Source organism: Arcobacter sp. 15-2 (genome assembly GCF_047159865.1).
Taxonomy (GTDB): Bacteria; Campylobacterota; Campylobacteria; order Campylobacterales; family Arcobacteraceae; genus JAIOSF01.
This window is the reverse complement of sequence record NZ_AP038804.1, coordinates 1,675,778-1,700,197: the sequence shown is the minus strand read 5'-3', so window position 1 is coordinate 1,700,197 and position 24,420 is coordinate 1,675,778. Positions and strand designations below refer to the sequence as shown.

Annotated in this window: 20 protein-coding genes; 12 read left to right on the top strand and 8 right to left on the bottom strand. The window is 29.5% G+C overall.

Annotated elements, in window-relative coordinates:
• The first annotated feature begins 2 nt into the window (after positions 1-2).
• The 11 genes from ACMCMH_RS08930 (at position 3) to ACMCMH_RS08880 (ending at position 15,928) form a co-directional block, all read left to right on the top strand.
• Positions 3-1,052: a succinylglutamate desuccinylase/aspartoacylase family protein gene (locus ACMCMH_RS08930; protein WP_412724730.1), complete on the top strand. Its 1,050-nt coding sequence runs from the start codon at positions 3-5 to the stop codon at positions 1,050-1,052.
• On the top strand, positions 1,052-2,098 hold the full coding sequence (locus ACMCMH_RS08925; protein ID WP_412724728.1) for a peptidase M42: 1,047 nt from the start codon (positions 1,052-1,054) through the stop codon (positions 2,096-2,098). The genes ACMCMH_RS08930 and ACMCMH_RS08925 overlap by 1 nt, the downstream gene beginning before the upstream one ends.
• A complete protein-coding gene (locus ACMCMH_RS08920; protein ID WP_412724726.1) occupies positions 2,095-3,483 on the top strand; it encodes a mechanosensitive ion channel domain-containing protein in 1,389 nt (462 codons plus the stop codon). Before ACMCMH_RS08925 ends, ACMCMH_RS08920 begins: the two co-directional genes overlap by 4 nt.
• Before the next feature lie 98 nt (positions 3,484-3,581).
• Positions 3,582-7,133 carry a proline dehydrogenase family protein gene (locus tag ACMCMH_RS08915; protein ID WP_412724724.1) on the top strand — a complete coding sequence of 1,184 codons (3,552 nt, stop codon included), beginning with the start codon at positions 3,582-3,584 and terminating at the stop codon, positions 7,131-7,133.
• Between the two features lie 123 nt (positions 7,134-7,256).
• Positions 7,257-8,264: an HlyD family secretion protein gene (locus tag ACMCMH_RS08910; RefSeq protein WP_412724722.1), complete on the top strand. Its 1,008-nt coding sequence runs from the start codon at positions 7,257-7,259 to the stop codon at positions 8,262-8,264.
• A 1-nt stretch (position 8,265) separates the two neighbouring features.
• Positions 8,266-10,992 (top strand): ribosome-associated ATPase/putative transporter RbbA, encoded by a 2,727-nt coding sequence (rbbA, locus tag ACMCMH_RS08905; protein WP_412724720.1) that lies wholly within the window; start codon positions 8,266-8,268, stop codon positions 10,990-10,992.
• A complete protein-coding gene (locus tag ACMCMH_RS08900; protein WP_412724718.1) occupies positions 10,993-12,117 on the top strand; it encodes an ABC transporter permease in 1,125 nt (374 codons plus the stop codon).
• A 78-nt stretch (positions 12,118-12,195) separates the two neighbouring features.
• A complete protein-coding gene (locus ACMCMH_RS08895) occupies positions 12,196-13,137 on the top strand; it encodes a c-type cytochrome (RefSeq protein ID WP_412724716.1) in 942 nt (313 codons plus the stop codon).
• Between the two features lie 59 nt (positions 13,138-13,196).
• The gene (locus ACMCMH_RS08890) at positions 13,197-14,120 is read left to right on the top strand and encodes a cache domain-containing protein (RefSeq protein ID WP_412724714.1); all 924 of its coding nucleotides are present in this window, start codon (positions 13,197-13,199) and stop codon (positions 14,118-14,120) included.
• Between the two features lie 4 nt (positions 14,121-14,124).
• Positions 14,125-14,784, top strand: coding sequence for a response regulator transcription factor (locus ACMCMH_RS08885; protein WP_412724712.1), 660 nt, complete (start codon positions 14,125-14,127; stop codon positions 14,782-14,784).
• Positions 14,774-15,928 carry a sensor histidine kinase gene (locus ACMCMH_RS08880; protein WP_412724710.1) on the top strand — a complete coding sequence of 385 codons (1,155 nt, stop codon included), beginning with the start codon at positions 14,774-14,776 and terminating at the stop codon, positions 15,926-15,928. The genes ACMCMH_RS08885 and ACMCMH_RS08880 overlap by 11 nt, the downstream gene beginning before the upstream one ends.
• 9 nt (positions 15,929-15,937) lie before the next feature.
• Here the strand turns inward: ACMCMH_RS08880 and ybaK are convergent, their stop codons facing one another.
• From ybaK to ACMCMH_RS08865, 3 genes are all read right to left on the bottom strand, one after another.
• On the bottom strand, positions 15,938-16,411 hold the full coding sequence (ybaK, locus tag ACMCMH_RS08875) for a Cys-tRNA(Pro) deacylase (RefSeq protein ID WP_412724708.1): 474 nt from the start codon (positions 16,409-16,411) through the stop codon (positions 15,938-15,940).
• A gap of 65 nt (positions 16,412-16,476) precedes the next feature.
• Positions 16,477-17,040 (bottom strand): HPP family protein, encoded by a 564-nt coding sequence (locus ACMCMH_RS08870; protein WP_412724706.1) that lies wholly within the window; start codon positions 17,038-17,040, stop codon positions 16,477-16,479.
• Between the two features lie 16 nt (positions 17,041-17,056).
• Positions 17,057-17,758: an MOSC domain-containing protein gene (locus ACMCMH_RS08865; protein WP_412724704.1), complete on the bottom strand. Its 702-nt coding sequence runs from the start codon at positions 17,756-17,758 to the stop codon at positions 17,057-17,059.
• A gap of 231 nt (positions 17,759-17,989) precedes the next feature.
• On the opposite strand from ACMCMH_RS08865, the gene ACMCMH_RS08860 reads away from it, so the two are divergent.
• On the top strand, positions 17,990-20,326 hold the full coding sequence (locus ACMCMH_RS08860) for a methyl-accepting chemotaxis protein (RefSeq protein ID WP_412724702.1): 2,337 nt from the start codon (positions 17,990-17,992) through the stop codon (positions 20,324-20,326).
• A 36-nt stretch (positions 20,327-20,362) separates the two neighbouring features.
• Here the strand turns inward: ACMCMH_RS08860 and ACMCMH_RS08855 are convergent, their stop codons facing one another.
• Genes ACMCMH_RS08855 through ACMCMH_RS08835 form a run of 5 tightly spaced genes read right to left on the bottom strand, consistent with a single transcriptional unit; the run spans position 20,363 to position 24,220 of the window.
• Positions 20,363-20,809, bottom strand: coding sequence for a GyrI-like domain-containing protein (locus ACMCMH_RS08855; protein WP_412724700.1), 447 nt, complete (start codon positions 20,807-20,809; stop codon positions 20,363-20,365).
• Positions 20,810-20,864: 55 nt separating this feature from the next.
• Positions 20,865-21,899 (bottom strand): AbrB family transcriptional regulator, encoded by a 1,035-nt coding sequence (locus ACMCMH_RS08850; RefSeq protein WP_412724698.1) that lies wholly within the window; start codon positions 21,897-21,899, stop codon positions 20,865-20,867.
• The gene (locus ACMCMH_RS08845) at positions 21,900-22,655 is read right to left on the bottom strand and encodes an alpha/beta fold hydrolase (protein WP_412724696.1); all 756 of its coding nucleotides are present in this window, start codon (positions 22,653-22,655) and stop codon (positions 21,900-21,902) included.
• A gap of 48 nt (positions 22,656-22,703) precedes the next feature.
• Positions 22,704-23,576, bottom strand: a complete 873-nt coding sequence (locus ACMCMH_RS08840; protein ID WP_412724694.1) for a DMT family transporter — start codon at positions 23,574-23,576, stop codon at positions 22,704-22,706.
• Between the two features lie 47 nt (positions 23,577-23,623).
• A complete protein-coding gene (locus ACMCMH_RS08835; protein ID WP_412724692.1) occupies positions 23,624-24,220 on the bottom strand; it encodes a Crp/Fnr family transcriptional regulator in 597 nt (198 codons plus the stop codon).
• Positions 24,221-24,420 lie beyond the last annotated feature (200 nt).

The window sequence follows — 24,420 nt, the reverse complement described above, 5'->3', positions numbered from 1 at the left end:
TTATGCCTACTAAAACATTTATATTTGGTGGAGTGGAAATTCCTAGAGGGATGAATGTAACTGTAAATATTGAGTTACCTAAACTCTACAATACACCAACGCAATTACCTGTAAGGGTGATTCGAGGAAAGAAAGATGGTCCTACTGTATTTGTAAGTGCTGCTATTCATGGTGATGAGTTAAATGGGATAGAGATTATTAGAAGATTTCGTAAGCTAAATATACTTAAAAAATTAAGTGGAACATTAGTATTAGTTCCAGTTGTAAATGTTTATGGGATGATGAACCTTTCACGCTATTTACCTGATAGAAGAGATTTAAATAGATCATTTCCAGGGAGTAGCAAAGGGAGTTTAGCTGGTCGTGTTGCTAAAATATTTTTTGATGAGATTGTTTCAAAATGTGACTTAGGAATTGATTTACATACAGCATCAATTCATAAGTCAAATCTTCCACAAGTAAGAACAAATATAGAAAATGACTATACTTTTCGTTTAGCAAAAGCTTTTGGAGCTCCTGTTGTTTTGCATTCTGCATTGAGAGATGGTTCTTTACGAGGAATAGCACAAGAAAAAGGTGTACCTATTTTATTGTACGAAGCGGGAGAAGCTTTGAGGTTCGATGAAAGTAGTATTCGTATTGGGGTAAATGGTTTAGTAAATGTTTTACGAGCAAATGAGATGCTTCCTAAAGTAATAAGAAAAAAGAGTCCAAAAGTCCCTATCATTACGAAAAGTAGTAAGTGGATTCGATCTATTGAAAGTGGTATGCTTCGAACAATCAAAGCTTTAGGAGATACTGTGAAAGAGAATGAAATTATTGCTTACATTGATGAACCATTAGGTGATGATAGTTATGAAATTCTTTCTCCTTTTGATGGTATCATAATAGGTAAATCAGAGATTCCTCTTGTTCAAGAAGGTGATGCTGTTTTCCATATTGCAAATTTCAAAAACCTTAATATAGCAGAAGATAAAATTGAATATTTTAATGAAGAGTTAATAGAACAAAGTGAATTTCATGAACTCAATACAGAAGAGATAATAGAATAATGGAAAAATTTTACGATATTTTAAAACAGCTCATTCGAATTCCAAGTGTTGTTGGGGCGGAACATCCTTTTTTTATGTCAGTTAAAAGAGAACTTGAAGAACTAGAATTGCATGTAGAGTATTATGATGGTGTTTTAGTTGTAAAAGGTGAAAACCCAACAAGTGGCTATATCTCTGCACATGCTGATAGACATGGTTTAATTTGTACAGGAGATAACGAATTTCAATATGCAGCATATATTGCAAAAAATCAAGCAGATTTAAATGGAAATTCAAATAGTGAAAGTCTATTAAAAAATTTTACAGATAGATTTGTTAATGAAAAAGTACAAGCTTATGAACCTTGGTCTGGGAGTTATTTGGGATTGGGAGTTATACAAAATGCTTTTTTATGTGAAAGAAGAAACAATATCATCTTTAAAGTAGATGGATTTTCACATCTATTTCCTGGTACTCCTATTGCTTTTGTTGATAAATTAACAATAGAAGATGAGTTGGTATCTGCACAACTTGACAATGTAATATCAGTTGCAATTATAATATATATGTATCATTTAGGGTATCAAGGAACTGCATTTTTTACAGCATCTGAAGAAGCTGGAAAAAGTTGGCGATTTTTACTTGAATATTTTCGACGCTTTGACATAGTGACAAATGAACTACTTGTTTTAGATACTAGCCCATACAAAGTAGTAGAAGATATAAATCGTTTAGATATAGTACTAAGAAACCGAGATGAAAATGGTGTATTTAGATCGCCTCTAAAAAATAAAATTAAAAGTATTTGTATAGAAAATAATATCAACTATCATTTCAAAGATTCTTATTTAAAAAACATCATGAAGCAAACTGGTACAAAAGGTTCTTTAGGTGTAACTGAATTAGGAAAAATTATTCATGCTACAAAAGGTTCTATTCAAGGAACAACACTACAGCTCCCAACAATAGGATACCATACAGCACAAGAAACTACCACAAAAAGGTCTATACAGAGTATTTTAGAAATATTGCAAGCATTGTATAATACAGACAAGGCTTTTCATTGAAAAAATTTCTCTTTTTTTTGATGACCGTTTGTTTTATCTGTACTATAAACGCACAAGTAAATCAAAACACAACTCAAAATATTTGGTTAAAAACATATCAAAATTATAAAAACTATAATATCATTGTAAATAATATAGCTAAAGCAGAAAATAAAATACAAAAAAATGAAAAGAACTTATTATTAGTAGGTGAATTAAATAAAAAAATATCAATCTACAAATCTAAGCTAAAACTCTATGAGAATAATAATCTCGATAATATTTTGCGGCAGTACAAATATGAAGTACCAAATATATCATTAAAAGATTTTATAGTACGCAGTTCTCAAAATAATCTTGATAAGCTAATTCAAAAATATATTGTTTTAAAAAATAATTTTTATCTAGCTCGTTCTAGTTTTCAAAATACATATAATCTACAGATAAAAGAAACAAATAACACTCTAAAAATAGCATCTATTAAAGATGATTTAGAGTATTTCAATGAATATGTTGAAAACATTGAAAAAACTTATCAAAATCTTTTGGATGCAAGAGATGACCTAGAAAAGAAATATCAAGAGTATCAAGATGAGATACTAACAAAACATATTATGACTATAGTTATTATAATTATCTCCTATACACTTTATAAAATACTCTCATTGTTGATTTTTCACTTTACTCATAATAAAGAAAATCATCAAGAGCAAAAAAATTATAAAAAACTTTTATCTCTACTTTTTATATTTTTCATTATTTTATTTATTTTTATACGATATATTGATGATTTAATTTATATTATTACTTTTTTAAGTGTTGTGGCTGCTGCTCTTACTATTGCTATGAGGGAAGTGTTACTCAACATTGCAGGTGCTATCTATATTTTTTTTACAAGTCTGATAAAAGTTGGGGATAGAGTGATGGTACAATTTGAAACAAAACACACTATTGGTGATATAGTAGATATTTCACTGATAAAAATTAAATTGAACGAAGTTGAGGATTATACAAATATAAAAGAGGTTAAAACAGTAGGGAGAACTATTTATATACCAAATAGCTATATTTTTACAAAAGTTTTTTACAATTATTCTTTAAAGAAAAATGGAACTATCAATGATTTGATTGAGTTTGAATTTAATGTAAATAGTGACTTTAAAAGCATAGAGCAAGTAACAAGTGAAATATTTTCAACATTAAATATACAATACACCATAAATTTTAATTTAAACACTCTCAAAACAGGAATCATTGGTCTCATATCTTACCAAACAAACTATAAAGATGTAGCAAAAAATAGAGGTGAATTGTCGATTAAACTACTTGAAAAATACCATGCAAACGAATCTATAAAACTTAAAACATCTAAATCAACTAACGCTAAAATAAATGATGAGGAATAAAACAGTAAGCTTTTTCCTTTTAAGATATATTAAACATCAATACTTCCTAAGGTAAACTCCGTTAAAGTGAAACAATACAAATCACGAAGGAGAAAAAATTGATAGATTCATCAATAAAATTAGCAAAACAATGGCAAAATAGAGCAACAGAACTTGTAAGTGATTTTGATAGAGAGTTTTATGTAAAAATGAACACAATGCTCGAACACCCAAAAGACAAAGCACTGTTAATAGAACTCATGGATCAATGTTTTCGATCCAAATCAAATGACAGAGTAGCAGATCAAGTGATATTTTTACTCGAAAAACATAAAATGGCTCACTTTTTTACAGCTAAAGATAAATCTTTATTGTGGCTATTTAAAAATTTTGGAACACTCCTTCCTGATTTATCCATCCCTCTTTTTGTAAGACAAATTAGAGAAGACACAAAAACAGTAGTTATCAAAGGTGAGACACAACCTTTTAATAAGCACCTTGAAAAAAGAAAAGAGGAAGGGACTAGAGTAAATCTTAATTTAATAGGAGAAGTTGTTTTAGGAGAAGAGGAAGCAAATGAACGGGTACAAAAATATTTAGATGCTTTAGCAAATCCAAATATTGACTATCTTTCTATTAAAATATCAACTATCTTTTCACAAATATCTGCACTTGATTTTGAGAATACTGTAAATATCTTAGTTGATAAGCTCACCCTTATTTATACCCAAGCACAAAAATATTCTTACATAAAAGATGATGGCACAAAAACAAACAAGTTTATCAATCTTGATATGGAAGAGTATAGAGATCTTGATATCACCGTTGAAGTCTTTAAAAGAACTCTTAACCAACCGCAATTCAAAAACTTTTACGCAGGAATTGTACTACAAGCATATTTACCAGATTCATTTGATGTTCAAAAAGATTTATCTGCTTGGGCTAAAAAAAGAGTAGCTTCAGGTGGAGCACCAATAAAGTTTCGGCTTGTAAAAGGTGCAAATATGGAGATGGAAGAAACAGAATCTAGTCAAAAACATTGGGAGATGGTAACATATACAGACAAACTTGACACAGATGCAAACTACAAAAGAATGGTAAATTATGCGCTAAACCCACAAAATGCACCCTCTATGCATATAGGAACAGCTTCACATAATCTCTTTGAACTAGCCTACGCAACACAATTAGCAAAAACTAATAATGTAAGTCAATATCATACTTTAGAGATGTTAGAGGGGATGAGTGAATCAGCAAGATTAGCAATCAAAGAGATTTCAAAAGATGTTATTTTATACGCACCAACAGCAGCAAAAGAACAATTTACCAATGCAATTGCATACTTAGTAAGACGACTTGATGAAAATACTGGTCCAAATAATTTTATTCGATATTCTTTTGGATTGACTGTTGATTCAAAAAACTGGAAAATGCAAGAAGAGCTATTTATCAAATCTTTTGAAGCTTTAAAAACATCTTTTGTTGGTAAAAAAAGAACACAAGATAGAACTTCTGAAAATTGGGATGATTTTTCTAACTCTTCTTACGATACGAAAAAGTATCATGCAGAAGCTGATACAGATTTTATCTTACCAAAGAATCATATCTGGGCAAGAGATATCATCTCAAAATGGAAATTTACAACTAACACACAACACAAAATTGTACCCGTGGTTGTAGGTGGTGTTGATTTAGTAGAAGATAGAAACATAGTAAAAGCCATTGATAAGTCACAACTCAAAGAGAAAGTACTTGCAGGAAAGTTTGCAAATGCAACAGCCCATGACTTACAAAAAGCAGTTGAAGTTGCCAAAGCTGATACTGATGGTTGGAGAGAGTTAACGCATCAACAAAGACACAAATACTTAAAACAAGTAGCCATAAATGTTAGAAAAAGAAGAGGTAATCTTATAGGTATCGCAGCTGCTGAAGTTGGAAAAGTATTTACAGAAACAGATGTTGAAGTTTCTGAAGCTGTTGACTTTTTAGAGTTTTATCCATATTCTGCAGAGTATTTTGAGAGATATGAGAACTTATCTTTTACAGGGAAAGGTGTAGGAGTTGTTGTACCTCCTTGGAATTTTCCTGTTGCTATTGCTCTTGGTGGTATTGCGGCTGTTTTAGCTGCAGGAAATACGGTGATTATAAAGCCTGCTTCAGTTGCTGCTTTGACTGCGTATGAGTTGTGTAAATGTTTTTGGGATGCAGGAATTTCTAAAAATATTCTTCAATTCACCCCTTGTCCTGGAGCATTAGCAGGGGAACATCTGATTTCCAATAAAGATGTAGATTTTGTTATTTTAACAGGTGGAGAAGATACAGCTATCTCTATGTTAAATTCTCGTCCTGACCTATTTTTGACAGCTGAAACAGGTGGAAAAGACGCAACTATTGTAACAAATATGTCAGATCGAGAACAAGCGGTTAAAAATGTATGTCAAAGTGCTTTTGGGAACTCTGGTCAAAAGTGTTCGGCTACTTCATTATTGGTTCTTGAAGAGGAAGTTTACAACGATGTGAATTTTAGAAAAGCTTTAGTTGATGCTGCATCTTCTATGAATGTTGGCTCTGTGTGGAATTTTAAAAATCGTATTGGAACACTTGCAAATTCTGTTTCAGGAAACTTGAAAAAAGCAATTGAACAACTAGAGGGCAACGAAAAGTGGGCATTGAAACCAAGTTTTGCTGAAAATAATGAGTATATGTTAAAACCTGCCATAAAATGGGGAGTTGAAGAAGGTAATTTTATTCATAAAAATGAATTATTTGGACCTGTATTAGCTGTAATGAAAGCAAAAAACTTAGAACATGCTGTTGATATTGTAAATAGTACAGGCTATGGACTCACATCTGGAATTGAGTCTTTAGATGAAAGAGAAGTATCCTACTGGAAAGAAAATCTTAAAGCTGGAAACTTATATGTAAATAGAGGTACAACAGGGGCAATAGTTCTACGGCAACCATTTGGTGGTATGGGAAAATCTGCTATTGGAGCTGGTAGAAAAGTGGGTATTCATAACTACATCACACAATTTGTTAATTTTAAAGAGATAGGTATTCCTAAAACAAGTAAAACATACTCTACACCATTAACACAATTTATAGATTCGTGTAAATCAACTCAAAAAGACTCAGTAGAATTTGAAAAGTTAAGTATCGCATTACAATCATACTACACAAACTATGACGAGGAATTTTCACAAGCAAAAGATTATGCAAAAGTAAGGGGAGAAGATAATCATTTTAGATATCTACCTTTAAACAATGTACTTATAAGAGTGAGTTCAGGTGATACTTTATTTCAAAGTGTTTCACGAATACTAGCAGCAAAAGTAGCTGGAGTACATTTTAAAGTTTCTATTACAAACAATGATACGGTACAAAACTTCTTAGAAGATGCAGAAGAGTTATTTTCTTCAAGAGATCGTTTAGTTTCCCAAACAGATCAAGAGTTAGCAAAGAGTATTCATAAATATAACAGAATTTTATATTCTGATATATCAAAAGTTCCTAGTATTGTATTTGAAGCAGCATCTTCATCTCTAACATTTATAGTTCGTCACAAACCAATGATGGAAGGAAGATTAGAACTTCTGAACTATTTTATAGAACAATCTATTTCACATTCATATCATAGATATGGAAATCTTGGGGCTAGAGGTATCGATTAGCTTTTCGATTTCTTTGACTTGTTTGTGTCAATTTAAGCCACTAAACAGTAAATTGATATTACCATTTCAGTATAAATGACTCATGGTCATTTATACTTATTATCATATTTACTAAGGAAAAAAATGTCAGATAATCTTAAAAAACTACTTCTCATTCTATTGATTATAGGTACTGCTGTAGCTGCCTTTTTTGTTTATAACTATTTAACAACACCCAAACTACCAAAAGAGTTTGCAGTGGGAAATGGAAGACTAGAAACAACACAAATAGATATCTCGTCAAAACTTTCAGGGAGACTATTGAATATAACTGTAGAAGAAGGTGATACAATAGAAAAAGATCAATTATTAGCTACTTTAGATACAAAACAACTTGAGTCTTTACTGCAAGAAGCTAAAGCACATCTTGAACAAGCAGAACAAAACAAAAACTATTCGCTAGCCATTGTTGAACAACGCAAAAGCGAGTTAAATTTTGCTAACAATAATTACAAAAGAGCAATGACTCTATATAAAAATAAAAATATATCTCTTCTGGAATTCCAAAAAGAGGAAACAACTTATCAAACTGCTAAAGCAACTTTAAGCGCAGCTAAAGCACAAGTGGTTAGTGCAAATGCAGCGATCAATGCAGCTAAAGCACAAGTTGAGACTATACAAATACAAATAGATGAAAGTAAATTATATTCCCCTATTAAAGGTCGTGTTTTATATAAAATAGCCCAAAATGGAGAGATTATTTCCAATGGAGGAAGAGTGTTGGTAGTGTTAGACTTAATGAATACATATATGACAATATTCCTCCCGACATCTCAAGCAGGATTAGTTAATATTGGTTCAGAAGCTAGAATTGTACTTGATGCCTTACCAAATGTTACTATCCCCTCAACTGTAACTTTTGTTTCTCCTCAAGCACAATTTACACCAAAAGAGATAGAAACACAAACAGAAAGAGAAAAACTTATGTTTCGTATCAAAGTTAGAATAGACTCTAAATTATTAAAAAAACACTTTAATAAAATCAAAACAGGACTTCCAGGTATAGCTTATATTAAATTAGATGCAACAAAAAAATGGCCAGAAAGTTTAAATAAATTGCCAAAGAGTGTAGTAGAAAATAGTGTAAAATAATATGGATTATATTGCTAAAATAAGAGAATTATCACACCAATATAATGATGTAAAAGCATTAGATAATATCTCACTAGAAATCCCTGCTGGTAAAATGATAGGATTTATAGGTCCAGATGGAGTTGGTAAATCTACTCTTTTAGCAATACTCTCAGGAGTCAAAACAATACAAAAAGGCAATGTTGAAGTTTTAGGAGGAGATATACATAAAAAGAATTTTAGAGAATCAATTTTTCCTAAAATTGCTTATATGCCTCAAGGTTTAGGAAAAAATTTGTATATGTCACTAACTGTTTATGAAAATGTAGAGTTTTTTGCTCAGCTTTTTGGTCAAGAAAAAAAAGAAAGAGAAATAAGAATCTATGAACTTTTAAAAAGTACAGGACTATTTGCTTTTAAAGATAGAGTTGCTGGACAACTCTCTGGTGGTATGAAACAAAAACTAGGTCTATGTTGTGCTTTAATTCATGATCCACATCTTTTAATTCTTGATGAACCTACTACAGGTGTTGACCCACTTTCTAGAAGACAATTTTGGAACCTTATAGCTAAAATACGACAAAGAATGACCAATATGAGCGTTCTGATTGCAACTGCTTATATGGAAGAAGCACAATCATACGATCATATTATTGCTATGGATTCAGGTAAAATTTTAGCCCAAGGAACGCCTACAGAGCTTTTAAATGCTACAAACACAAGCAACATCGACGAAGCATTTATTGAGCTTCTTCCAAAAGATAAAAGAAAAGGACACCAAACACTTATTGTCCCAAAACAAATTGAAAATCAAAATGATCAATATGCAATAGAAGCCTCTAATTTAACTATGAAATTTGGAAATTTTACTGCTGTAAATAATGTAAGTTTTAAAATAAAAAAAGGTGAAATATTTGGATTTTTAGGTTCAAATGGTTGTGGTAAAACAACAACTATGAAAATGCTCACAGGACTTATGCAACCCACGCAAGGAAAAGCAAAACTTTTTGGAAAATATGTAGAAGAAAACTCTTTAGCAATAAGAAATAAAGTAGGTTATATGACACAATCTTTTTCTCTCTATACTGAACTAACCGTTCTTCAAAACATATCACTTCATGCTAAATTATTTCATATCAAAGAAAATTTGATAAACCAAAGAATAGAGGAAACTTTAAAAAGATTTCATTTAAAAGAATATGAAAATACCCTAGCACAAGAGCTACCTTTGGGTATTAGACAAAGATTATCTTTAGCTGTTGCTGTTATACATAAACCTGAAATGCTCATTTTAGATGAACCTACATCTGGAGTTGACCCTATATCAAGAGATAATTTTTGGAAACTGTTAATTGATCTTGCAAGAGATGACCATGTAACAATTTTCATATCAACACATTTTATGAATGAAGGTGAAAGATGTGATAGAATATCTTTGATGCATCAAGGAAAAGTACTAGCAAGTGACACACCAAAAAAACTTATAGAATCAAAACAAAAAGAGAACCTAGAAGATGCTTTTATAGCGTATTTAGAAGAAGCATCCCAAGAGAATACAACTGAGACAAATACAAATAAACTAGACTCAAAAATAGCTAACAACCACACAAAGGTGCACAAACGATTTAGTTTGTTACGCCTTTTTGGATACAGTTACAAAGAATCATTGGAGCTTATAAGAGATCCAATTAGACTCACTTTTGCACTTATTGGTACTGTTTTTTTGATGTTTATTATAGGATACGGTATCTCACTAGATGTAAATAATCTGCGTTTTTCAGTTTTAGACTATGATAAATCACCACAAAGTCAAGAATATATTCAAAATATATCTGGTTCAAAATATTTTGTGGAACAACCTTATCTTACTTCTCAAGCTCATCTTGACCAACAGATGAAAAATGGTAATATAAGTGTAGCATTTGTTATTCCTCCAAATTTTGGCAAAGAGATACAAAAAGGATATAAAGTAGAAGTATCAGTTTGGATTGATGGGATAATGCCATTTCGTGCTGAGACTATTAAAGGGTATGTCAAAGGGATACATAATACCTATTTACAACAAATACTCCAAAATCAAACAAACTATAAAGAGCTGCAAAGTACTATAAATATAGAATCAAGATTTAGATATAACCAAGACTTTAAAAGTATATATGCAATGATTCCTGCTGTAATACCTATGCTGCTTATTTTTATCCCCTCTATTCTCATGGCATTGAGTGTTGTTCGGGAAAAAGAGTTAGGGTCTATTACAAATTTTTATGCTACACCTGTTACTAAAATAGAATTTATTGTAGGGAAACAACTTCCTTACATCATAATGAGTATGTTAAGTTTCACTGGTCTTTTAGCATTGGCAACATTTGTGTTTAATGTTCCTTTAAAAGGGAGTATTTTTACGCTTTATTGCGCTACTTTACTTTATGTTATTGCATCAACAGGAATCGGTCTTTTGATCTCATCTTTTGCAAAAACACAAATTGCAGCAATAGGAGCAACTGCAATATTTACATTGCTTCCTACAATTCAATTTTCAGGATTGAAAGAGCCTGTTAGCTCTTTAGAAGGTTTAGGTGCTTTGATTGGGTATATATTTCCTGTTACTTATTATATAAACACAAGTCGTGGGATTTTTAGTAAGGCTGTAGAGTTTCATGGGCTTTACACAGAGTTTATAGTTTTATCTATATCGATTGTTGTTATAACTTTATTGTCAATGTTAGCACTAAAGAAACAGGAAAGATAGATGAAAAAGCATATAAAAAACATCTCTAATCTCATGATAAAAGAGCTAAAAAGTTTATGGTATGACAAAATTATGTTTACTTTAATAGTTTACTCTTTTAGTATTGCTATTTATATCGGAGCAACTGCAACATCAACAGAGATAAAAAATGCCTCGATAGCATTTGTAGATGAAGATAGGTCAACACTTTCTCACCGTATAATCTCTTCATTTTATAAACCACAATTCAACACACCAGATATCATAAACTCGTCACAAATAGATACAAATATAGACAATGGGAAGTACACTTTTATTGTTGTTATCCCCTCAAGTTTTGAAAAGAATATTCTATCAAAAAAAAGTCCAGATATACAAGTTAATATAGATGCTACAAGAATGACCCAAGCAGGGATAGGTAGCCAATATATTCAGAAAATAATCTCTCAAGAATTACAAAACTTCCTCTTAAAAACTCAAGAGACTCAAAGTACTAACTTAGAGATAATTACACGATTTAAATATAATCCAAACCTTACGAGTAGTTGGTTTGGTAGTATTAATGAAGTGATAAATAATATTATAATGTTATCCATTCTACTATCTGGTGCTTCACTTATTAGAGAAAGAGAGCATGGAACAATTGAACACCTTTTAGTGATGCCTCTTAATGCTGTTGAAATTATGCTTTCAAAAATTTTAGCAGTCACATTAGTAGTTTTATTATCTGTTGTATTTTCACTTTTTTTTATGGTTGAGGGGGTACTACAAATACCAATTGAAGGTTCTATTGTTTTATTCTTATTTACAACTTTTTTACTTTTATTTTCAACAACAGCCATAGGAATATTTATGGGAACTATTGCAAAAAATATGCCACAACTAGGGATGATATTTATCTTAACCATTTTGCCTCTTATGATGCTTTCAGGGAGTCTGACCCCTTTTGAAAGTATGCCAGATACGATTCAGCATATTATGAAACTTATGCCAAGTAGCTATTTTGTAGATGTTTCTAAAGCAATATTATTCAAAGGTGCAGAACTTGCAATAATATGGAAAGAATTAGTGGCTATTTTTTGTATAGGTGTAGTATTTTTTCTATTTGCTTTGTATATGTTTAGGAGAAGCTTATCTACACAGTAATAAAAGTCTATTTGTTATCTTCAAGTTACATTATTATTTTATAATTCCCTTATAAAAAAAAATTAGTAGGAGTAATAAATGAAAACTTTACATAAAATTGTAGTCTTGAGTCTTGCCTGTTCAGTCTATCTATTTGCTGGTCATGCACCACAATCATATCCAACAGGCGAACTAGGAAAACTAGTGAAATTGGGTGAAGAGTTAGCTGTAAAAACAGATACACACCCACTTACAAAAGATTTTGTAGACAATAAACTCAATTGTGCTTCATGTCATATAAAAGGTGAAGATGGTAAACCAGGAACAGCGGATGGACTATCTTCATGGTTAGATACTGCTGTTTCTTTTCCTGCATGGTCAAAAAGAGAAAAAGCGGTACAAACTTTGGAAGACAGATCAAATAACTGTTTTATGAGAAGTATGAATGGAAAAAGACTAGTAAATGGAAGTGAAGCTTCTATGGCAATTGCAGCTTATATTACTTGGTTATCAGATGGTAAACCTATGCACTTAAATGACAAAGGTCCATGGGGTCCTACAAATAAAAAATTATGGCCTGCTGGAATTAAACATTTTAAACCTATACAAAAAAAAGCCACTCATGAAAACTATGTAGCTGGTAAAAAAGTTTATGACAATAAATGTTCAGCTTGTCACAGTGCAAATGGTGAAGGTATGGGTACATTTCCGCCACTATGGGGTAAAAATGATAAGGGTGAATGGCTAAGTTACAATACAGGTGCTGGTATGAGTAAACTTGACAAAGGTGCAGCTTGGGTAAAAGCTAAAATGCCATTATATCAAGAGGGAACTCTTAGTGATCAAGAAGCAGCTGATGTTATGCTTTATGTAAATGCACAAGAACGAGCTAGTTTTGATTTGCAAGATAGATTATTACCAGAACAAAAAGCTGGTGCATATCACTCAAATGTTTTAGAAGAGAAACATTCTGTAAGAAGTAACTTTAAAGCTTTGGGACTTGATATAGATAAAATAAGAGGCGATAAGCTTATCAAGTAATAACAACCAAGAATACCTCAAAAAAGGTATTCCCAAGTTGTTTTGGTTAAAATACTTTTATGATAAAAACATATAAGAATTTTATACTTTTCTTTCTCATGATAATTGTAATACTACTTTTTTTCTTGAAAAAATATGATGATATTACAACAAAAAACCAGCTTGATATAGTTGTCTCAAATAATATTGAACTTATTACAAGTGAACTATCGCAGCAAAAGAAATATGCTCTTTCTTTAGCAATACTTTTTGCAAAGAATCCACATATTGTAAACACACTTAAAAATAACCAACCAAAAAAATTAAAAAAAGAATTAGATATTTTAATACAAAGTATTTCAAATTATACTAAACAAAAAAACATACAAATTCAAGTGCATACAAAAGATCTAAAAGTATTTGTAAGAAGTTGGGAAGATAAAGATACAGGGCTAAATCTTAAGAGTTTTAGAAAAGGTCTAGTAAAAGTACAAAAAACACAACAACCTTTTGTCTCAAATGAACTTGGAAAAAGATTTAATATTAAAGCGATTGCCCCTATTTTTGAAAAAGAAGAATATATTGGTTCAATAGAAATAATTATAGATTATTCATCTTTAAAGAAAAGGTTAAAAATATCTGGAATACAAATATTACCAATAATTCATGAGAAGTTTCTAAACATTGCACTCACTTATAAGGACAACAAGAAATTATACAATTATGTGATTATTGAAAATCAATACAATGAAAATATTTATAATACTTTACGAAAAAATAAAAATATTTTATCACAAAAAAAATTATATTATGAGATTAATGACACTATTATCACTTTTGTACCTTTAGGAAATATAGAAAAAGAGACCATCGGTTATTTGGTTGCTCGTTTTAAGAATTCAAATCAAAATTTTAGTTATATTCCAAGTTATGAATACAAAGGGATTATTAATGATAATAATTTCAATAAAAACATGAAACAAAGAAACATAACCATAAAGTGAAAAGATGAAAATATTACTCCTTGAAGATGACTACTTATATAAAATATCCATAAAAGAGTTTTTGGAAGAACTTGATTTTGAGGTAGATGATTTCGACAATGGAGATGATGCACTTGATGCAATCTATGACAATAAGTACAGTCTTCTTCTTTTAGATATCAGAGTACCAGGAATAGATGGATTTACTCTTATAGAAAATATTAGAAAAAATGGTATAACCACACCAGTGATTATTCTTACTTCACTAACAGATATGTCAAACTTAAGTAAAGGGTATGAACTTGGTTGTAATGACTATTTGAAAAAACCTTTTGACCTTATAGAGCTACGGTATAGAATCGACCAACTCATAAAAAGTAAATGCTTTGATTCTCTTGAAAATATGATTTCATTACTTGATAATTTTACATTTGATATACAAAAAAGTATTTTATACAAAAAACAAAAACCAATTGATTTGACTCAAAAAGAGAGTGAAGTGATAAGTTTCTTGATACAAAATAGAGGTTTTTATGTTTCTATTGAATCACTCCATGAAAATATTTGGAACAATAAAGATATCCAATATGCAGATATACGCATGTGTATCAAAAGAATACGAGATAAAACAGATAAAGATTTTATTATTACAAAAAGATTTGTAGGATATAAAATTGATAACTGAAAAAAATGAGATTAAAAGTATAGTTATACAAGTTATTCTAACTTTATCCATAGCCTTTATACCATTATTTTTTTATCTTCAAACCTCTTTCGAAAATCAGAATATCAAAGATAAAATGATGTTAAAAAACTATAGCTCTTCTGTAGTTTCAAAAATACGACTTTTTGAAGATGAAAATAGTGATTTTTTTTACTATCCTAGATCCAATATCTTCACATCTGCTATTTTTGATGAAAAAAATAAAGAAATATTTTCTCTTTTTAAGACAAATACAAACTTTATATTTCAGAGTGAATTTTTTAATGATAACGATAAAATATGTTATAAGCAGTATTTACAAAATAATATATTTGAAGCAAATTATATCATAGTATGTAAAAATATCGATAACTCTCAAGTGATTTACAATACTATTATTCTTATTATTACGATGACTTGTTTGATATTTTTATCTTCATTTTTTACTATCAAACAAAGTACTGAACCATACAAAAAACTCAATCATTTTCTTGATGATTTTTTAAAAGATGCTATGCATGAACTTAAAACACCTATAGGCGTTGCTAGAATAAATGTCGATTTACTCCAAATGAAAATAAAAAAAGACAAACACCTTCTCCGTATAAAATCTGCTTTGAAAAATATGAGTGTCATCTACGAAGATTTAGAGTATTCTATGCAAAGATTTAGTGGAATTGAAGAGAAAAAAGATATTGATTTTTCTTTATTTTTAGATAATAGAGTTACCTTTTTTAATGATTTAGCAAGTGTAAAAAACATCAAAATTATAAGTAAAATCGAACCCTTGATAATGGTTCATTTTAACGAAATAGAACTCTATAGAATCATTGACAATAATATTTCTAACGCTATTAAATATTCAAAAGAAAAATCAGATATTCAAATCTCACTCCAACAAAAAGATGATAAGATTCATCTAACTTTTAAAGACCAAGGAGTTGGAATCAAAGATACAAATAAAATCTTTGAAAGATACTATAGGGGCGATAAAATAACTGGTGGTTTTGGTATAGGGCTTAGTATCGTAAAAAATATTTGTGCTAAAAATAATATTGAGATAAGTGTAGAATCCAAACTCAACAAAGGAAGTATTTTTAAATACATTATTCATAAGAAAGTCTAACAGTAATATTTAATGAAATACACCTATCTCTTCAAATTTAGCATCTAATAATTTTTGTAAATCGTATGCAGAAAGTTCTATATCCAATCCCCTCTTCCCTCCACTTACAAAAATAGTTTTGAAGTTTGTTGCACTTAGATCAATAATTGTTTTTAATCTTTTTTTTTGTCCCAAAGGACTCACTCCTCCTAAAATATACCCAGTTACCTTTTCCACATCTTTTGCTTCTGCCATAGCTACTTTTTTTGCACCAAATGCTTTTGCCATAGCTTTAAAACTCAACTGATGAGAAACAGGAACAACTGCTACTATAAATTCTTGAGTATTTGTTACCACCACTAAAGTTTTAAATACTTGTTCTTTTTTTAAATTTAGTTTTAGAGCGGCTTCGTCCCCAAAAGAGGCACACGAAGAATCATGCTCATACTGATGAATTTTATATGAAATATTATGTTTTTTTAATAATCTTATTGAAGGTGTCATAGATATCTTTTATCCTTTTTATCTCAATATCTTAAATTGTATAATAGCTTTTTAATTATAAAAATCTAAACATCCGAAAACCACTTTTTATTAAATTTAATAAATGATTCTGGATAGTGTCTATGTTTTGGTATATTATTTACAATAATTGCTATAACTAATAATATCAAACACCCTGTCAAAACAGGAGTTAGCAGATACATATATCCCAGATCATGTATCCCCTCACCACCAATTATAGCAATAAGTGCTGTTGCTCCACCTGGTGGGTGAAGTGTTAAAGTGAGTTCCATTACAATTATAGATAACGATACAGCTAAAGCAGAAGATAAAATCATATGATCTGGTAATATTTTATAAATACTAACCCCAATAAGTGCAGACAATAAATGTCCCCCTATTAAATTTCTAGGCTGAGCCAAAGGGGAATTGATAGCTCCATAAATAAGCACAGCACTTGCCCCAAAAGAACCAATAATCAATGATAATTCAGTCCCTTCCAACATATCCAAATGAAAATATCCAACAGCTAATATACCTAAAAAAGAACCTATCCAAGTCCAAAATATATTTGCTTTTTCTAATGGTTCAGAATTGATTTTTTTAAATTGTTTTAAAAACTTATTCATTTTTTTTACTCACTTTTTATATATGATAAACTGAAAATTGTTCATCTTTTTCTTTAAGCTTATATCTTTTTGACAATGACTCAAAAAACGGTTTACCCAACTCCTTACAACTTAGTGCCTCTTTAGTTGTTTTTTCATCAAACAATGGATTTACAATAAGCTGATTGAGTTTTTTAATACTTAGGTTAGGATAGTTTCTTTCATCTAAAATAAGTTCATCATCTACACAAATCATACCTTCATATAAAACTTTTGCATACCAACCAGTTAAACCACTTTGAAAAATAAATTTTGTCATATCTTTTATATTTGTGTTGGCACTTAGTTTCCAACATGGTTGTCGGGGTTGAGTAATCTGTATTTTTGCTTCACCTAACCGATAGATATCTCCTATACAAACATCACTTTCTGAAATATTTGATAGAATAATATTTTCACCAAAATGAGCAACTTCATCTATTTTAAAATTGGTATTGCACTGTTTGTTTATCTCTTCATAAGTTTTTGAAGAAAACAAAAATAGTGCTTTATTTTCTCCACCATGATGTTCTAAATCACCTTGTTCATCATCTCGAAATCCTGTTTTTGTTAAGAAAGAGTTTGATACAGGGTATTTTTTGATTCCTGAAATCATCTCTTTTCGTTTACTATTTTGCAAGAGTGTTATAGTTACTTTTCCTACTTTTAAAAATAAAACTTTCGCTTTTGTATCTTTCATTTGATTCTCCATAAAGTGTACCGATTTAAATTTTCGAGTGTTATGATAGCACTAAATACGATCTTTCGCAAGGCGTCTATAGCTATCAACTACTACTGTAAATAAAAACAAATTTTATGTTAATTAAGTTTCAAATATTCTTTTCTTATTAAAATTTCTTTAAATTGATTAAAAATTATACTATTTGTTATTAATTTCTATGCTATAATACCATTAAACAAGGGGCGTTTTATGAAAAAATCAAGTTTTGGTAATAAATTATTACTGCAAGTCTTAAGTTCGGCTGTTATAGTATTTTCTATAACCATGTTTTTTGTAACAAAATATTCTTACGAAACATCACAAGATGCGGCGGAGAGGTATTTGAAAGAATTAGCAAGTAAACATAGTAAAACAATTGAAGCTAATCTCAATGAGTCAATTGTGATTTCAAAACTTCTAGCAAGTCAGTTTGAATCATCCCTCACAAATGATTATCCAATGGATGAAGATACACTAATATCTTATTCTAAATCAATTTTAGACAACAACAACTTTATTGTAGGAATTTGGTTTAAAGTGAAAGAGAAAGAGTTATTTTTCAAGAAAAATATGGAAAGTGCAGGAAAAGGTCAATACGACAAAACAGGTCAATTTAATCCATATATTGCAAGATCTAATTCACAAATCGTTATCAATCCAGGAAGTATTTATGATGAAAATTTAGAATGGGTAAAAGGACCAATGCAAACTGGTAAAACTTATATCACTAAGCCATATTTATATCCTGTTGATGGAGTAAAGGTTCTCATGAGTACAGTTGCAATACCTCTTTACCATAATGGTAAATTTTTAGGTTCAGTTGGTATAGATATCACTTTAGGTAGTTTTGAGAAGATGTCAAAATCAATTAAAATCTATGATCATGGTTACGCTTTTATTTTAGATCATAATGGCATAATATTGGCACATCCTAATAATGAATTAATAAATAAAGAATTATTAGCTGTTACAAAAAATGATTCAGACTACCAAACACTTATAAACAATACAACAAAAGGTACAGAAACACTTTTTTTTAAAACATCTTATAAAGATGGTTTAGAATCATTGTACTTTACAAAACCAGTTAAGATAAAAGAGATAAACAACTATTGGAGTTTGTCTGTATCAGTACCTACTTCTGAATATTTACAACATGCTATATTTTTAAGAAACTTTTCTATTATTTCATTAATTGCTAGTTTACTTATCATTGGTAGTATTATTTATATTTCTGTAAAAAAACTCAATAATAACCTTTCTTCTATCTCAACTGGATTGAGTGGATTTTTTGATTATTTAAATAAAAAAACTCAAACAACTGAAAATATTAATATAAACTCAACTGATGAATTTGGAGTGATGGCACAAACAATAAATGAAAATGTATCAAAAATTCAAAATTCTATTGACCAAGACAATCAATTAATTGAAAATGTAAAAAGTGTAGTTAATAAAGTAGGTCAAGGATTACTCGATGAAAAAATAACAAAATCAACTTCAACAGAATCACTCAATGAACTCAAAACACTTTTAAATGAGATGCTAGAAAACTTACAACAACAAGTTGGTAAAGATTTAAATTTAATAAGTGCTGCTTTAAATAAATATACACAAAGAGATTTTACAGCGACTTTAGATCCTTCTACAAGTGGTAGTATCGGAAATGAGATTATACAAATGAATAATATGATAACAAATATGCTTCAAGATAATCAAAAAGATGGTTTCGATCTAAAAGAAAGTGCTGATACACTTACAAGTAATGTTCAAACACTTAGTAACAATGCTACAAGTCAAGCAACTTCACTAGAACAAACAGCTGCTTCTATTGATGAGATTACAAGTAATATTGAACAAACAAATAAAAAAGCACAAGAGATGCAACTCATTTCAAATGAAACAAAAACATACTCTAACAATGGTAAAGAGCTAGCAACAGATACAGCAACATCTATGGATGACATTAACAATACAGTTATCAATATAAATGAAGCAATTAGTGTAATCGATCAAATTGCATTCCAAACAAATATTCTATCACTTAATGCAGCAGTAGAAGCAGCTACAGCTGGTGAAGCGGGTAAAGGTTTTGCAGTAGTTGCTCAAGAGGTTAGAAATCTTGCTTCACGAAGTGCTGATGCAGCAAAAGATATCAAAGGACTAGTTCAAGAAGCAATAGAAAAAGCTGATAAAGGGAAACAAATCAGTGTCAACATGATCAATGGTTTTAATACTTTAGAAGAAAAAATTGTTCAAACTAGTTCTCTTATTGAAGATGTTACTCTAGCTTCAAATGAGCAAAATGCAGGGATGAGACAAATATCAGATGCTGTTGGATTACTTGATAAATTTACACAAGAAAATGCTTCTATTGCAGATCAAACAAATCATATTGCAAAAAATACAAAAGAGATTGCAAACGATGTAGCTCAAAATGTAGCCAAAAATAACTTTAAAGGGAAAGATAGCAAGAACAACCTAAATTCAACCCAACAAAATGCTACGACAAATAACACTTCAGATGATGAATGGAAAGACTTTTAAAAAACACTAAAAAAGAAGAGAAATTTCTCTTCTTTTTTATTTTATAGAGATATAAATTTCTACTTCATCTTGTTTTGAATACTTCTCAAAATCTATACCATATATTCTTTCATAGTCAGAATTCTTTTCAAAATACTCCCAAATCTCTTTCCATAATTCAATAGAAACATCAGGAAGCTCACCCTCTTTTTTAAATACTAAGTATTTTTTATTTTCTATTACAATAGCATTATTTTTAGCTTTTGTAACTTCGACTGCTACCATAGCATCAAAGTCACCATTTACATCTGATTCGTAGTTTAAATATAGACCATAAAAACTTGTATTGTTAGCTTTATTTAATGTTTTTGTAAAAATATGCTCTTCATCATATTTTGCCCATAATGGTGCTATTTTTTGTGTTTCTTCATTTTTTTCATTTTCATTATTTGTTCTTACACTGATACCTTGAAGCATCAAGTTTTTTACATAACTTACTTTCATATTTACTCTTTCCTATTAAATTTAACATTTTTTTGTATTCTACCCATAAAGCTCTTTAATCTTTTAACCTTTTAGCAAAAACAGGAGCTATATTCATCACTATAAAAAGTCTTACTATATGATGCAAAGTAATATAAGGAACATTTGCCACTACTAAAATTGCTATTAGATTAAGTTCAGCTTGACCACCTGGACTAAAAGCTAAAAGTGTAGAGATAATAGGAAAATCAAAACTATAATAAGCAATCAAAATAAAAGATATAGAGATAAGAGACAGAATAATAAAATGCCCAAAAGTAGCTCTAAGAGTAAGTAAAATCTCTTTTATACTTACCCCTCTAAAAGTAAAACCAATAATTGTTCCAAATACAACTTGTACAAATTTTAAAAACTCATCAGGCACTGTTGTAGTTATATATCCAGTTGAGTGAAGAGCAATACTTACTATCATAGGTCCTATTAAATATGCAGCTGAAAGTTTTACTTTTTTAGCAAGCATTCCACCAGCAAAACCAGCAACTAATAAAAATAAAAACTCTTGTATATTTATGTCTACAATAGGAATCGTGATAAGTTTATTTCCACTTATATCTACATGAAAAATATACTGTATCACAAAAGGTAAAGTTACCACAATATAAAAAAGTCTTGAAGATTGTACGAGTGTGATTTTAGAGATATTTGCTTTTATCTCTTCACCAATTATCACCATCTCTATAACACCACCAGGCATCGAGCTAAGATATGCAGTTTTTTTATCAAAGCCTTGAAATCTATAAAAGTAATACATCCCTGCAATAATTGTGATAATAGTATACGGAATCACTAGTAATAAACTATAAAGATATACATCTATATATTGTAATATTTCAGGGGTAAATGCACTTCCTATTGTTAGACCAATAAGCACTCGTGCTGGAGTAGAAAAAGGTTTGGGACTTTTTATCGGTAATTTTTCAAACCTCATCGCAATTGAAGATGCAAAAATAGCACCTAAAAGCCAAGGCAATGGAAGATTTAAATAGATAAATACTATTGCACCTACTACCCCAATAGATAGGGCATACAACATTCCAAAAAGGTTATTCATCTATGAACAAAACTCTTCAACTTTAGATGCAAAATACACAGGGCACTCAATCATAGGATAATGCCCTGCTTCTTGACACTCAATAATCTCTACATCATCATAATAGTGTGTAAATAGTTTAGTCACTAGTTTCAAACCAAAAATAGGAAAGTCATGTTTGCCCACGATTATTTTTATAGGTATTTTTATAGCGTCAGTCTCATCTGAAAAATCTGTATGCATATACATTTTCATATAACCTACACGAGCTTCTACTGTTGAGGCTTCATAACCCATTTTTATTCTATATTTTGCCCAAGTATCATTGTATCTTTTACTTGCACTATATACTATCTCTTCTACTTTACTTTCATTTTTAGCCATATCTTTAAGTAAAGATTTTTCAGCTATTTCTGGTAGTTTTACTCCAGATGCTGGAATAGGAGTGATAAGGATAAGTTGAGAGATTCGATCATCGATTAAAGCTATTTTTTGAGCTATCATTGTAGACATAGAGTGTGCTAGTAAATTTACATCTTTTAAACCTAAATGAGTGATAAGATTTTTCACATCATTTGAAGCCTCTTCACAAGAGTACTCACCTTTTATCTCTTTTGAGAGTCCATATCCTCGTAAGTCTACAAAAATAAATGTAAACTTTTCAGTATCAAGATATGTAAAAATAGGCTCGTAGTTTTTGTAGTTTCCCATAAGTTCATGTAAGAATAAAATCTTTTTTTCACCACTACCTATTATCTTATGCCCTAAAGTTACCATCTCATTCCTCTTCTTATATCATTTTTCGTATTGTATCTTATTATAATTTTACAATAATAAAATGGTAGCAATTATAGATACAATCACTCCAAAAAATTCCCATAAAGAGATATTAGTCCCATAAAAGAAATATAAAATAATTGCAGTAAATGCTGGATTGATATAAATATATGCCATGAGTTTTTTAGCACCTATTACGATTATTGCTTTTTGATACAAATATACTGTAACAAGTGTTGCTCCAATAGATAAATATGCCATATAAAAAAATAATTCACCTTCTATTTTTTGCCATTGTAAAGGTATATCAAATATGATTAAAGCTGTACCCATCCAAAAACATCCACCTATAAGTGTCATAAAAGTTATAGTCAATACTTCATCATCTTCTTTATAAAAATACTTAGCACTTATTGAGTATAAAGACATAAAAATAATAGCAATCAAAAATATAATATCACCATAATTTAATGCAAAATTTAAAAATGGTTTTAACTCACCTTTGAATACAACTATACAAGTTCCAGCCATACCTATTATATAAATAATAAATTGAAGCATTGTAAGTTTTTGTTTAAATATTACTATTGAAAAAAGAGCTGTAATAAGAGGTGTAATTGTAAATATCGTAGCAGTATTTAAAGAAGAGGTAAATTCCAAAGCTTTAAATAATCCAATAAAATATAAAGAGTAAAAAAAACTAATAACCATAGCTTTTTTAAAACTCTGTTTTATTTTATTTCTGTATTTTTTTTGTAAAAATATCACTGGAGATAATACCACTGAAGCAAAAACAAATCTATATAAAGTTAAAGATATAGGGTCTATAATTCCAGATAATTTTTCTGAAACTATAAAAGATAAAGCTATCAAAAATGTTGCAATTATTACAAATAGGTGAGCGATTAATGTTTTAATCATAAATATTCCTTTTTTGAAATAGTAATAGATTAAAAAAAAATTATCATTTACATATGTTGATTTTTAATATTTTTTCTTATTCTGCTTAATTGAGTAGGTGTAATTCCCAAATGATTTGCTATATGATGGAGCGGTATTCTGTTTTGAATATTTGGATTTTGTTCTATAAAATTTTGATATCTTGTCATTGCATCATCTAATATAAGTGAGATTTCATTTTTCTCTTTTATAATCACCCAATTTTTCTCTAAATAATTTATATAAAAATCTTTAAATTCTATTTTTGTTTTAATAAGCTCTTTATATTTTTCAAAATTTATATAAATAAGTATGCTATCTTCCAATACATCGATATTTAAATATGAATCCTTTTTTGTAATAAGTGATACTTTAGAAGCTGAAAAATAGTTTTCACTAAAAATATTTTTTGTATATATTTGTCCTTTTTCATTTAAATAATAAGTTCTCAAAATCCCTTTACATATAAAATAAATATATTTTGCTTCTGTATAGGTATCTTGTAGTATTTCACCTTTTTTTACCTCTCTTATAAAACATATATTTTTAAAGTCTTCAAAAACTTCATCACTAAAGTTATAATATTGACTGCATGCTAGTCTAAATTGTTCAAAGTATTTATCCATGCCAAATTATAGGTTAGTATCTCTTTATACTAAATTATGTTCAAAATATTTTATTTTTATTGACATTTTTTTATTTTTGATATACAATTCGTCCATCTTAATACAAAAGGAATAATTATGAAAATCGTAATCTCAAAAATTTTTAACAAGACTCTTATTCCTACGACCACCCTTACATTTTAATAATTAAATAAATTTTT